The sequence below is a fragment of the Streptomyces sp. S465 genome, assembly GCF_026898115.1.
Lineage (GTDB): Bacteria > Actinomycetota > Actinomycetes > Streptomycetales > Streptomycetaceae > Streptomyces > Streptomyces luomodiensis.
In genome coordinates, this window is sequence record NZ_CP114036.1 from 2541309 (window position 1) to 2553804 (window position 12496).

The 12496-nt window shown below is 72.9% G+C and carries 8 protein-coding genes; 3 read left to right on the top strand and 5 right to left on the bottom strand.

Going from position 1 to position 12496, the window contains the following annotated elements; genetic code table 11:
• Position 1 precedes the first annotated feature (1 nt).
• The 4 genes from N6H00_RS10950 to N6H00_RS10965 all read right to left on the bottom strand — a co-directional run bounded on the left by N6H00_RS10950 (position 2) and on the right by N6H00_RS10965 (position 8660).
• The gene (locus N6H00_RS10950; RefSeq protein ID WP_268976918.1) at positions 2 to 3688 is read right to left on the bottom strand and encodes a nitrate reductase subunit alpha; all 3687 of its coding nucleotides are present in this window, start codon (positions 3686 to 3688) and stop codon (positions 2 to 4) included.
• A 346-nt stretch (positions 3689 to 4034) separates the two neighbouring features.
• Positions 4035 to 5057 (bottom strand): tellurite resistance/C4-dicarboxylate transporter family protein, encoded by a 1023-nt coding sequence (locus N6H00_RS10955; protein ID WP_268971407.1) that lies wholly within the window; start codon positions 5055 to 5057, stop codon positions 4035 to 4037.
• A gap of 319 nt (positions 5058 to 5376) precedes the next feature.
• Positions 5377 to 8016, bottom strand: coding sequence for an aminopeptidase N (gene pepN, locus N6H00_RS10960; protein WP_268971408.1), 2640 nt, complete (start codon positions 8014 to 8016; stop codon positions 5377 to 5379).
• A 290-nt stretch (positions 8017 to 8306) separates the two neighbouring features.
• Positions 8307 to 8660 (bottom strand): chorismate mutase, encoded by a 354-nt coding sequence (locus N6H00_RS10965; RefSeq protein WP_268971409.1) that lies wholly within the window; start codon positions 8658 to 8660, stop codon positions 8307 to 8309.
• A 685-nt stretch (positions 8661 to 9345) separates the two neighbouring features.
• On the opposite strand from N6H00_RS10965, the gene N6H00_RS10970 reads away from it, so the two are divergent.
• Positions 9346 to 9726, top strand: a complete 381-nt coding sequence (locus N6H00_RS10970; protein WP_268971410.1) for a VOC family protein — start codon at positions 9346 to 9348, stop codon at positions 9724 to 9726.
• A 109-nt stretch (positions 9727 to 9835) separates the two neighbouring features.
• Here the strand turns inward: N6H00_RS10970 and N6H00_RS10975 are convergent, their stop codons facing one another.
• On the bottom strand, positions 9836 to 10633 hold the full coding sequence (locus N6H00_RS10975; RefSeq protein WP_268971411.1) for a S1 family peptidase: 798 nt from the start codon (positions 10631 to 10633) through the stop codon (positions 9836 to 9838).
• Positions 10634 to 10874: 241 nt separating this feature from the next.
• Between N6H00_RS10975 and N6H00_RS10980 the strand changes: the two genes are divergently transcribed.
• Positions 10875 to 11765 (top strand): hypothetical protein, encoded by an 891-nt coding sequence (locus tag N6H00_RS10980; protein ID WP_268971412.1) that lies wholly within the window; start codon positions 10875 to 10877, stop codon positions 11763 to 11765.
• Between the two features lie 194 nt (positions 11766 to 11959).
• Positions 11960 to 12433, top strand: a complete 474-nt coding sequence (locus N6H00_RS10985) for a PPOX class F420-dependent oxidoreductase (protein ID WP_268971413.1) — start codon at positions 11960 to 11962, stop codon at positions 12431 to 12433.
• Positions 12434 to 12496: the final 63 nt, after the last annotated feature.

Genomic DNA, 12496 nt, shown 5'->3' on the forward strand with positions numbered 1-12496 from the left:
GTCAGTACTCCACGTTCTGGGAGCGGCGCCGGATGACGGTGACCGCGTCCCGCTGGTTGCCGGTGGGGCCGTAGTAGTTGGGGGCGAAGGAGAGCTGGGCGTAGCCGCCGATGAGGTGGGTGGGTTTGATGAGCAGTTTGGTGAGGGCGTTGTGCACTCCGCCGCGGCGGCCGGTGGCCTCGGACTTGGGCACGTTCACCAGCCGTTCCTGCACGTGGTACATGAACACGGTGCCGGTGGGCATGCGGTGGGAGACCACGGCGCGGGCGACCACGACGCCGTTGGCGTTGACGGCCTCGATCCAGTCGTTGTCGGATACGCCGATGGCCTGGGCGTCGGGGACGCTGAGCCAGATGACGGGGCCGCCGCGGGCCAGGGTCTGCATGATCAGGTTTTCCTGGTACTCGGAGTGGATGGACCACTTGGAGTGCGGGGTGACGTAGCGGACGGTGACCGCGCGGCCGGTGTCGCCGTCCGCTCCCGGCGGGGCCTCGCCGAGGGCGGCCAGGTCCAGCGGGGGCCGGTAGACGGGGAGTTGTTCGCCCAGTTCGGCCATCCAGGCGTGGTCGAGGTAGAAGTGCTGGCGGCCGGTGAGGGTGTGCCAGGGTTTGCGGTGCTCGGTGTTGATGGTGAACGGCGCGTACCGGCGGTCGGGGGCCTCCTTGCCGGACCATTCGAAGCTGGCGCCTACCTGGACGGGCCTGGCCTGGGTGTCGGAGAACACCACCCGGCGCTCGGCCACCGAGGCGCCCAGTGCGGTGAGGCCGGAGTCGGGGCCGCAGCGCTCGGCGAGCCGGGCGAACCCTTCGGCCGCGATGCGCCCGTTGGTGGTGCCCGACAGGGCGAGGATGGCCTCGCACAGCTTGGCGTCGGTGTCCAGCAGGGGCCGGCCCGCCGCGGCGCCGCCGGTCGCGGTGCCACAGCGGTCGGCCAGCCAGGCGGCTTCCGGGTCCGGGTGCACGGTGATGCCCTTGACCTGCATGCCCGCCTGCTGGGCGAGCGGGCCGAAGGCGGCGAGCCGGTCGGCGACGGCGGTGTAGTCGCGGGTCACCAGGGTGACGTTCGGCAGGTTGACGCCGGGTGCGGCGGGGGTGTGGCCGTCCCGCCAGTCCGGTACGGTCCCGCCGGGCTGGGCGGTCTCCCCGGGGGTGTCGTGCAGGAGGGCGGTGGCGACCAGGTCGTGGGCGGTGTCCAGCCGTCCGGCGGCCAGTTCGCTGAGTTTGCGGGCGAGGCCGTGGAAGATGTCGAAGTCGGTGCGGGCCTGCCAGGGCGGGATGATGGCCGGGGTGAAGGCGTGCACGTAGGGGTGCATATCGGTGCTGGACAGGTCGTGCTTCTCGTACCAGGTGGCGGCGGGGAGCACGAGGTCGGCGAAGAGGGTGGTGGAGGTCATCCGGAAGTCCAGCGCGAGCAGCAGGTCGAGCTTTCCGCGGGGCGCCTGGTCCTGCCACGTGACGTCGGCCGGCCGGCCCTCCGGCGGGGTCTCCTCGGCGGTGGCGTTGTCCTGGGCGCCCAGCAGATGGCGCAGGAAGTACTCGTTGCCCTTGGCGGAGGAGCCGATGAGGTTGGCCCGCCAGACGGTGAGCACCCGGGGCCAGTTCTCCGGCGCGTCCGGGTTCTCGCAGGCGAACTCCAGCTCGCCGGAGGCAAGGTGGTCGGCGAGCCACTCCCCCGCCGGCCGTCCGCTCTCCTTCACCCGGCGGCCCAGTTCCAGGGGGTTGGCGGAGAAGGTGGGGTAGGAGGGCATCCAGCCCAGCCGCATGGACTGGGCGACCAGGTCGGCGGTGTGGCGGCCGGTGAACAGTCCCCGGCCGGTGGGTGAGGCCAGCGCGTCGGCCCCGTACCGTTCGTAGCGCCACTGGGAGGTGTGCAGGTACCAGTACGGGGTGCCCGCCATCTGCCGGGACGGCCGGGTCCAGTCGGCGGCGGTGGACAGCTGCTGCCAGCCGGTGAAGGGGCGCACCTTCTCCTGGCCCACGTAGTGCGCCCAGCCGCCGCCGTTGACGCCCTGGCAGCCGGTGAGCAGCAGCAGGGTGAGGAAGGAGCGGTAGATGGTGTCGGAGTGGAACCAGTGGTTGGTGCCGGCGCCCATCACGATCATGCAGCGGCCGCGGGTCTTCTCCGCGGTGCCCGCGAACTCCCGGGCGGCGCGGATCACGGCGGCGGCCGGGACCGAGGTGATGGCCTCCTGCCAGGCCGGGGTGGGTGCCGCCGAGGCGTCGTCGTAGCCGCTGGGCCACTGTCCGGCCAGGCCGGGGCGGTCGACCCCGTACTGGGCCAGGAGCAGGTCGAAGACGGTGGTGACCAGGCGTCCGCCGATCCGCCGGGCCGGGACGGCGCGCCGGGTGGTGGCGCCGGGTTCGTCGAAGCGGGGCAGTTCGACCTCGACGGCCTGGGCGCCGGGGGTGCGGTGGAGGGTGAGCCGTGGGGTGATGCCGCGCAGGTCCAGGTTCCAGCGGCCTTCGCCGCCGTCGGCCCAGCGGTCGCCGAGGGTGCCGTTCGGGACGGCGGGGCGGTCGGTCCCGGCGTCGTGGAGCACCGGCATCCAGCGGCGGGCCGCCCGGTCCACATGGGCGGCCAGGTCCGGTTCGGTGGCCTCCAGGTCGGCGGCGGTGAGGAACCGGCCGGGGGTGTGGGATCCGGGCCGCTCCCGCTCCTCCAGCTCGACCAGGAAGGGCAGGTCGGTGAAGCGCCGGGCGTAGTCGGTGAAGTAGGGGACCTCGCGCTGGACGAAGTATTCCTTGAGGACGACGTGTCCCATCGCCATGGCGACCGCCCCGTCGGTCCCGGGGTGGGGGTGCAGCCATTCGTCGGCGAACTTGGTGGCGTCGGCGTAGTCCGGGGAGACCACCACCACTTTCTGTCCCCGGTAGCGGGCCTCGGCCATCCAGTGGGCGTCGGGGGTGCGGGTGACCGGCACGTTCGAGCCCCACAGCATCAGATAGGCCGCGTCCCACCAGTCGCCCGATTCGGGGACGTCGGTCTGGTCGCCGAACACCTGGGGGGAGGCGATCGGCAGGTCCGCGTACCAGTCGTAGAAGGAGATCATCGGGGCGCCGATCAGCGCCATGAAGCGGGCGCCGACGGCGTGGGAGGCCATCGACATGGCCGGGATGGGGGAGAAACCGGCGATCCGGTCCGGACCGTGGGCGGACAGGGTGTGCACATGGGCGGCGGCCGCGATCTCCAGGGCCTCCTCCCAGCCGATCCGCACCAGCCCGCCCTTGCCGCGGGCCGACTGGTAACGGCGCCGTTTGACCGGGTCCGAGGTGATCTCGGCCCAGGCGGCCACCGGGTCGCCGAGCCGGTCGCGGGCCTCCCGGTAGAGCTCGACCAGCACCCCGCGGGCGAGGGGGTGGCGCACTCGGGTCGGCGAGTAGGTGTACCAGGAGAAGGAGGCGCCGCGCGGGCAGCCCCGTGGTTCGTACTCGGGGCGGTCGGGGCCGACCGAGGGGTAGTCGGTCTGCTGGGTCTCCCAGGTGATCAGCCCGTCCTTGACGTAGACCTTCCAGGAGCAGGATCCGGTGCAGTTGACGCCGTGGGTGGAGCGCACCACCCGGTCGTGCGCCCAGCGTTCGCGGTACGGGGAGTCCTCCACGGTCTGGTCGGTCCGGTAGACGGCCCGCAGATCGGTGCTGGCCGGGAGGCGGCGGAGCGATGTCCCGGCCGCGAGCAGTCTCTCGGTCACCGCCGCGGCGACGGCCCCGGCTCCCCCTGGTGCTGTGCGGCTTCGTGCTGTGCGGCGCGCCACGGTCCCGCTCCTTCGGCTGTGGCTCCGTGCCGAAGGGTCGGCCGGGGCTTCGAATGCGTGCTGCGCGTCAGCATCACTCGGGCATCGGCCGGGCCGTATGAGCCCATTAAGTCATTTAGCAACCCCTAGATCGGTTTTTTCTCGCGGTTTGCCGAGCTTGCGCCGGGCATGTGCGCCCAAGGCGGCGCCACGGTGAACAGGAGTTGACGGCACATCATTTTTGCCTGATAGGCAAGCGGGGAGACCGCACCGCATCGGTGCCGGGCGTCCGCCGGCCGGGGTTTCACTTCTCTTGACCCGGCTTCTGGCCGGAATTCAACCCCGCCGGGCGAGGCCGTCGCGCATGGGTCAACCCGGCCGCGACCAGCGCCCACATACCCAGAGCGACCCAGGCGGCGACATGTCCGAGGGCCACCAGGCGGCGGATTCCCTCGGTCTCGCCGAGGGCCGCCGTGGACACGGCGTACATGCCCGTGGGGAACACGATGGTCCAGAAGGCCGGCTCGTACCCCAGGGGCACCCGGTGCACCAGATGCCGCCAGACGCCGGCGGCCAGCAGCGGCGGCAGCAGGCAGGTGGCCCAGCCCCACAGGGCGAGGAGGACGACGCGGAGCACCGGCCCCGGATGCGGGGCGCCGAGCCCCTGGTGCGCCAGCCGGGCACCGGCGAGGAGGCTGATCGCGCAGGCCCCCATCGTGATCCAGTAGGGCGGCGCCAGCTCCCGCGGCCGTATCCCGAACCGGGTCAGCCGGCCGGCCACCACCGTGGCCACCGCCGCGTACAGCAGCACTCCGGCCGCCCAGCCGAACGCCTCGGCCGGCCGGGCCCGGCCGGGCGCCAGCGCGGCCGCCGCCAGCACGGTGGACTGGAGGCCCACCACGCACAGGAACCAGGTGCCGTCCGCCCGCCGCACCATCCCGCCCGCTCCGAGCCGGTACGCCAGCCGCGCCACGCACCCCAGCAGGACGGCACAGGCGGGGACGGCCATCATCGGCAGGGCCACGGCGGCCGCCCGCCACGGCCCGGACGCCAGCCGGACGGCGAGCACGTCGGAGCCGGCGACGAAGGTGAAGAAGCCGAAGAGCCGTCCGGGATCCCGCAGGTCGGCGGCGACCTCGCCCGGATACCGCGCCACCCGCCACACCAGCCCCGCCAGCAGCCCGCCGTAGACCACCACGGCCACCGCCAGCAGGGCGTCCGACAGCCGTCGGGCGCCGCCCGCCGCGAGTGCCTGGGACACGATTCCGGTCGCCATCACCGGGGCGAAGGCGCTGGGCGGGAGGTTACGCGCGGTAACGCTGGGCATGGTCCGTATCACGCCAGCAGGCTGCCACCGCACCGGCGGCCGGGGGCCGCGGCCGGGAAGGCCGGGCCGCGGCGGGGATGTCTTTGGCCACCGGTTGCACAAGAGTCTCACAAGCCCCCTTGGCGGACGCTTTAACCAGCGCAGACCGTTCCCATAGCCGAGGGGCCCGGGGCCGGCCGTGGAAACGGGCCACGATGGCGTGAAGGACGCCTTCGAACGCCCGTCCGCCCAGCTCAGGGCCGGTTCGGCGGGCAGTTTTCGGCCGCCCGCCCCGCCGCGCCTCGCCGACCGCCCCGCCTCGCCGGGCCGGCCGCCGTGGCTATCCCTCCTGCTTCCGGCGTACGGCCAGGGCGCGCCGCAGATCGTCGAGCTGATCGGCGAGCCGACGGCGCAGGGCGGGCTGGGCGTCGGGGTGTGCCAGGCACTCCTCGCCCAGCCGCAGGGTTTCGGGGTCCACCGTGCTCGGGAAGCCGAAGCGGGCCACGGTGTCGGCGATGGCGGGGCCGCGGCGGGCGCCCAGCGCGGTGGCGGCCGGGAAGTAGCGCGGCACGTAAGCGGCGAGGACGTCGTGGTGCTCGGGCTGCCAGAAGCCGGTGAGGGTCGCGGTGACCAGGTAGTTGGAGAGCTCGCCCGGCTCGGTGTCCGCGCCCCGGCCGTCCCCGGCACCGTCCTCCGGGCCGTCCTCCACGCCGCCGAAGAGGGTCCGCCAGGCGGCCTCCTTGGCGTCCGCGTCGGGCAGCGCGGCCCGGCAGCGGGCCGCGCCCTCCTGGCCGGTGGCGCTGGAGTCACGGGCGAGTTCGGCGTCGATGTCGGCGGGGCCGACCGCGCCGAGGACGGCGAGCCGGCCGAGGATCTGCCAGCGCAGCTCGGGGTCGAGGGCCGGGCCGCCGGGGACGGTGTCGCCGTCGAGCCAGTCGCTCAGCTCGGCGGGGGCGGTGGCGCTGCCGATGAACGTGCGCACGGCGGCGAGCCGCAGTCCGGGCCCGGAGCCGTCCTCGGTGCGGCGCAGCAGATCGCGGCAGGTGGCGCTGATGGTGGCCAGGGCCGCGGGGCGCTGGTCCGCGGGGAGGTAGCGGTCGGCGATCTGGGTGCGGGCGAAGGCGAGGACGCCCTGGACGATCGCTATGTCGGTCTCGTGCGGCAGATGGGCACGGGCGGCCTCGAGGTACTCGGCGGGCCGGAGGTCGCCGTCGCGCACCATGTCACGGGCGGCGTTCCAGACCACGGCGCGGCTGACGGCGTCGGGCAGGCCGGACAAGGAGCGGACGACGGCCTTCCAGGAGCCGGGGTCGAGCCGGATCTTGGCGTAGGTCAGGTCGCCGTCGTTGAGGAGCAGCAGATCGGGGCGGGGCCCGGTGAAGGAGAGGGTGAGACCGGACTCGACGCCGTCGAGCTCGGCCTCCACGCGCTCGCGCAGCACCAGCTGGTGCGGGGCGGCGGGCGCGTGGTCGTACAGGCCGATGGCGATGCGGTGCGGACGGCTGACCGGACCCGCGTCGGGACCGCTCCCGTCCCGCCCGTCCCCGTGCGGGCCACTGCCCTGGTGCCGGATCTCGGCGCTCCACCGGTCGCCGTTGGCGCTGATGGCGGGGGTGAGGGTGTCGACGCCGGTGGTGCGCAGCCAGCGGTCGGCCCAGGCGTGGACGTCGCGGCCGGAGGAGCGGGCGAGGGAGTCGATGAAGTCGGCGAGGGTGGCGTTGCCGAAGCGGTGCCGGGCGAAGTGGTCGTTGATGCCGTCGAGGAACGTCTTCTCACCGAGCCAGGTGACGAGCTGGCGCAGCGCGGAGGCCCCCTTGGCGTAGGAGATGCCGTCGAAGTTGAGACGGGCCGCGGCGGTGTCGGGGACGAGTTCGGGCGCGGGGGCGACCGGGTGGGTGGAGGGACGCTGGTCGGCGTCGTAGCCCCAGTTCTTGCGGCGGACGCCGAAGTCGGCCCAGGTGTCGGTGTAGCGGGTGGTCTCGGTGAGGATCTGGTAGCCCATGTACTCGGCGAAGGACTCGTTCAGCCAGATGTCGTCCCACCACTTCATGGTGACGAGGTCGCCGAACCACATATGGGCCATCTCGTGGGCGATGACCATGGCGCGGGTCTGGCGCTCGGCGTCGGTGACGGCGGAGCGGAAGACGAATTCGTCGCGGAAGGTGACCAGGCCGGGGTTCTCCATGGCGCCGGAGTTGAATTCGGGGACGAACGCCTGGTCGTAGGAGTCGAAGGGGTAGGGCTCCTGGAAGATCTCGTGGTAGCGGTCGAAGCAGCGCCGGGTGATCTCGAACAGTTCGTCGGCGTCGGCTTCGAGGTAGGGGGCGAGCGAGCGGCGGACATGCAGCCCGAAGGCCAGTCCGGCGTGCTCGGTGCGCACCGAGTGGTACGGGCCGGCGGCCAGCGCCATCAGATAGGTGCTGATGGGCGGCGTCGGCGCGAGCTGCCAGCGGCCCTCCTCGGGGGCGCCGACGCGGGTGGCGACGCCGTTGCCGAGGACGGTCCACTGCGGCGGGGCGGTGACCCGGACGTCGAAGACGGCCTTGAGGTCGGGCTGGTCGAACGCGGCGAAGACGTCGTTCGCGTCGGCCATGCAGCACATGGTGTAGAGGTAGGTCTCGCCGTCGGCGGGGTCGGTGAAGCGGTGCATGCCCTCGCCGGTGTGGGAGTAGCGCATGTCCGCCTCGACCCGCAGCTCGTGCTCGCCCTCGGTGAGCGCGGTGAGCGGAAGCCGTCCGTCGGCGAGTGCCTCGGCGGCACCGGTGAGGTCGAGCTCGCGGCCGTCGAGCACGGCCCGGTGGAGTGCGGCCGGCTGTAGCTCGACGAAGGTGTCCGCGCCCGCCTCGCGCGCGCTGAAGCGAATGGTGGTGGTGGAGCCGAAGAGCTCCTCCCCGCGGGTGAGGTCGAGTTCGATGGTGTAGCGGTGGACCTCGATGAGGCGGGCTCGGATCTGCGCTTCGTCGCGCGTCAGTACGGACATGGAGACATGCTGCCCTACGTGCGGCGGGCCGCACACGGGTGGGAAGTGGTTGCCCGGCGCGGCCGGGCCCCGGACGCACTACCGGAGTGCGCCCCGGGGGTGCCCAGCCGGGGGCACGCCGCTCATTGACCACGGCCGCATGGGGCCCGGCGCCGTACGAATGCGGCCGCGTGAACGGACCTACCGCCGCGGCCGGGCGGGCGGGGAGCAGCTCCTGCCGCGCAGTGGCCCAGACCGGCGTGGTCGCTCCGCGTCGGCGCCGAGCAACGTGTCGTCGCTCCGAGCCGGGGTCAGGAGCGGGCGATGGTCTCGTGGTGCCGGATGACCTCGGCGATGATGAAGTTGAGCAGCTTCTCGGCGAAGCCGGGGTCGAGCTTGGCGCTCTCGGCGAGCTGGCGCAGCCGGGTGATCTGGCGGGCCTCACGGGCCGGGTCGGCCGGGGGGAGCCGGTGGGCGGCCTTGAGGTGGCCGACCTGCTGGGTGCATTTGAAGCGCTCGGCGAGCATGTGGACCACGGCCGCGTCGATGTTGTCGATGCTCTCGCGCAGCCGGGTCAGCTCGTCGAAGACGGCCGGGTCGATGCTCTCGGTGTCCCCCGGCGTCACCGGCTGGTCGGCGGTGCGGTCGCTCGTGCTGTGCGTCATGCCTCCAGAGCCTACTTTTCCCGGGGCCGGCTCGGCTCCGGGTCCGGAGTGCGGACGGAGCGCGGACCGCCCCGACCCCTGTGGGGGGTTCGGAACCGGCCCTGCGGGGGGCCGGAACGGGGGCGGGGCGGTCGCGGGGAGGGCCGCTCCCGGTACGGCGCCTCACCATGGAGGAGGGGCCTGGGCGGGGAGAGGTTCCCTTTCGGGCCCGGCTTTCCCGCGGCCGCTTCCGGACAGAGCCACGCCCCGGCCGGGCTCGCGGCAGCCCGCGCGACCGGGAAGCGGACCCCTGCCGCGCCGGGCCCAAGCCACTCCGAGCGGGATCGTCCCGAACGAGGCCACTCCGGCCCCGAGCCCCTCCGGACGGAGCCGCGACCGGACGGAAGCCGTGCCGGACCCGAGCCGCTCGGACGGAGCCACGCCCCGGCCAGGCTCGCGGCAGGCCGCACGGCCGGGAAGCGGACCCCTGCCGCGCCGGGCCCGAGCCACTCCGGACGCAGCCGCGACCGGACGAAGCCGAGACCGGACGGGAGCCGTGCCGGACCCGAGCCGCTCGGACGGAGCCACGCCCCGGCCAGGCTCGCGGCAGGCCGCACGACCGGGATGGGGAACGTACCGCGCCGGGCCCGAGCCACTCCGAGCGGGATCGTCCCGGGCCCGAGCCGCTCCGGACTAGGGTTCCGGCATGATCGCGACGCTTCAGTGCACCGTCATCGACTGTCCCGACCCCGCCGCGCTGGCCGCCTTCTACGGGCGGATCCTGGGCTGGCGGGTGGACGACAGCGATCCGGAGTGGGCGACCCTGACGGCCGAGGACGGCCGGCGGCTGGCCTTTCAGCTCGCGCCGGATCATCAGCCGCCGCGCTGGCCGGACCCGGCCCGTCCACAGCAGATCCATCTGGACTTCGACGTGGAAACGCGCGCGGACGCGGAGCGGGCGCAGCGGGAGCTGATCGGGCTCGGGGCGACGTTTCTGCACGACAGCGGTGGGGAGCGCAGCGGCTTCCGGGTCTTCAGCGATCCGGCGGGGCATCCGTTCTGCATCTGCTACGGACAAACCGGATAGATCTGAGAGGTCTGACAGACCCGACAGGGCAGGCAGAGCCGACCGGGGCCGCCCGAAGGCCGGGTCCCGGTCGGCTCTGCCCTTGTGCTGAGGCGGGGCCGCTGACGGGTCAGCCGTCGAGCTGGGTCGCGGCCGCCTTGATGTCCTCGGCGAAGGTGCTCACCTCGGTGTAGACGCCGGGCTTGCCGGGCCGTGCGCAGCCCTCGCCCCAGCTGACGATGCCGACCTGGATCCACTGGCCGCTGTCGTCCTTGCGGAACATCGGGCCGCCGGAGTCGCCCTGGCAGGTGTCCACGCCGCCCTCGTCCACCTTCCCGGCGCAGAGCTCCTCGTCGGCGACGAGCTCGTCGTACGCGGCCTTGCAGGTGGCGTCGTCGACGAACGGCACGGTGGCCTTGAGCAGGTAGCGCTGCTGGTCGCCGCCCTCGGCGTCGGCGCCCCAGCCGGCGATGGTGAAGTCGCCCTCGTTGTAATCCGTGGTGTCGGCGATCTTCAGGGTGGGCTGGTCGATCGGCTCGGCGAGCTTGATGAGCGCCCAGTCCTTGCCGGTGCCGTTGTAGCCGGGGGCCTGGAGGACCTCGGTGGACTTGACCTCGATGGCGTCCGGGTCCTGGAGGTCGACGACGCCCGCGGTGGCGGTGATGGAGGTGTCGGCGCCGCTGCCGTCCACACAGTGGGCGGCGGTGAGCACGATGTCCTGGGTGTAGAGAGCGCCGCCACAGCCCATGGACAGCCGGACCATGAAGGGGAATTCGCCCTGGGTGGCGCGGGTGCCGCCGACGACGGAGGGGCTGGGCTCAGGGCCGGTGGGGGCGGCGCTGGCACTGCCGGGGGTGAGGCTGAAGGCGGCGAGGGCGACCGCGCCGAGGGCCGAGGCTCTCTTGATGTGCTTCCAAGGGTTCCGCAACGGACTTTCCTTTCGTGGGGGGTTGTGCGCTATGTCAAGCACATGCCAACTCAGGAAATCCGGAATCGGCTCCGAAATCCCGTGGCCGAGCTGATAAAGCGCCCTGTGATTATCCGGAGCCGATGATCCGGATGACAAGGGTTGGTTTCCGGCCAGCGCGGCCTCCCCACCGCCGCGGCGAACGGCCGTAAGGTTGACGCCAGACAGGGCGCGCGGCGGACGACGGCACGGGGGTGACGGCGTGGCGGCACCGGGCAGCGACATCGAGCACGGCTATCCCCACCTGGACACCGTCCGGGCCGCGATCACCGCGCTCTACCACCGGCTGTCCCGCGACACCGTGGACACCTTCGGGCTCAGCGTGCTCCCCGGCGATGTGGCCTTCTCCGACCAGGACGACCTCTACCTGGGCGTGCAGCGGGTCGCCCGGGTCATGGTGCAGCATCTGCGGCTGCCCGAGGCCCGGATGATCGTGAGCTTCCGGGAGATGCGGCATGCGGGGAATGTGGACCTCGCCGCGGGCCCGGAGTACTTCATCGAGCTCAACTCCCGCTTCAAGACGCACCGCAGGGACATCGGCGCGGCCCTCGCCCATGAGGTCACGCATGTGTATCTGCACCGGCTGGATCTGTCGTTCCCCGGCACCCGCGACAACGAAATCCTCACCGACACCACCGCCGCCTATCTCGGCACGGGCTGGCTGCTGCTCGACGCCTACCGCCAGGACTCGCTCACCAGCCAGAAGCTGGGCTATCTGACGCCGGAGGAGTTCGGCTATGTGCTGGCCAAGCGGGCGCTGCTGTTCGCTGAGGACCCGTCCCCCTGGTTCACCTCTCCCCAGGCGTACGAGGCGTACGCCAAGGGGCTGGAGCTGGCCCGCCGCGACCAGGCCCAGCCGCCGCTGGCCGCGGCCGGCTGGACCGGCCGCCGCCGCTACGCCAAGGACCGCCGGTCGGCCCGGTCCGACGCCCCCTCCCCCACCACCGGAGGCGACTACTCCTTCGACGGCGGCCCTCCGCTGAGCGTCTCCTTCCCCTGCCCGACCTGCCGTCAGCGCATCCGGGTCCCGGTACGCGGCCGGCTGCGGGCCCGCTGCGGGCTGTGCCGGACGGTGCTGGAATGCGACACCTGACGCGGCCCTGACGCAGGTACCACCTGACGCGGCACGGCCTCACGCCGTACGACCTGACACGGCACGACCTGACGCGGTGCCACCTCACCCCGTGCCACCTCACGCCGGCCACTCGACGCGGGACGGCACCCGACGCCGGACCGGCCGGTCGTCGTGCGCGCTTCGAGCGTGCTCGACGTCGTACGCTCGCCTGCATGAGTCCCTCCATCGCCACCAACACCCGTGTCGGCCTCGACGAGCTGCTGGAGTTCGTACGCCCGCGCCACCGTGCGCTGCTGATGACCCGCCGGGCCGACGGCTCGCCCCAGGCGTCCCCGCTGACCTGCGGAGTCGACGACTCCGGCCGTATCGTCGTGTCCACCTACCCCGAGCGCGCCAAGGTGCGCAACGCCAAGCGCGACCCGGCCGTGAGCGTCGTCGTGCTGTCCGACGAGTGGAACGGCCCCTGGGTGCAGATCGACGGCACCGCCGAGGTGATCGATCCCCCGGACTCCGTGGAGCCGCTGGTCGAGTACTACCGCAACATCGCGGGCGAGCACCCGGACTGGGACGAGTACCGCGAGGCCATGCGCAAGCAGGGCAAGTCGCTGATCCGTATCACCCCCGAGCGCTGGGGTCCGGTCGCCACCGGCGGCTTCCCGGCCCGGCTGGTGGAGAGCGGGTCCTGAGACCTCGGCACCGCGCCGCCCGCCCGTGAACGCCATACGGCGCCCGCCCCCGAGGAATGGGGG

Bases quoted from the DNA above. Each gene is read 5' to 3' on its own strand.
- N6H00_RS10955 (WP_268971407.1), bottom strand. From the start codon at position 5,057: ATGCCCAGCGTTACCGCGCGTAACCTCCCGCCCAGCGCCTTCGCCCCG.
- pepN (WP_268971408.1), bottom strand. From the start codon at position 8,016: ATGTCCGTACTGACGCGCGACGAAGCGCAGATCCGAGCCCGCCTCATC.
- N6H00_RS10965 (WP_268971409.1), bottom strand. From the start codon at position 8,660: ATGACGCACAGCACGAGCGACCGCACCGCCGACCAGCCGGTGACGCCG.
- N6H00_RS10970 (WP_268971410.1), top strand. From the start codon at position 9,346: ATGATCGCGACGCTTCAGTGCACCGTCATCGACTGTCCCGACCCCGCC.
- N6H00_RS10985 (WP_268971413.1), top strand. From the start codon at position 11,960: ATGAGTCCCTCCATCGCCACCAACACCCGTGTCGGCCTCGACGAGCTG.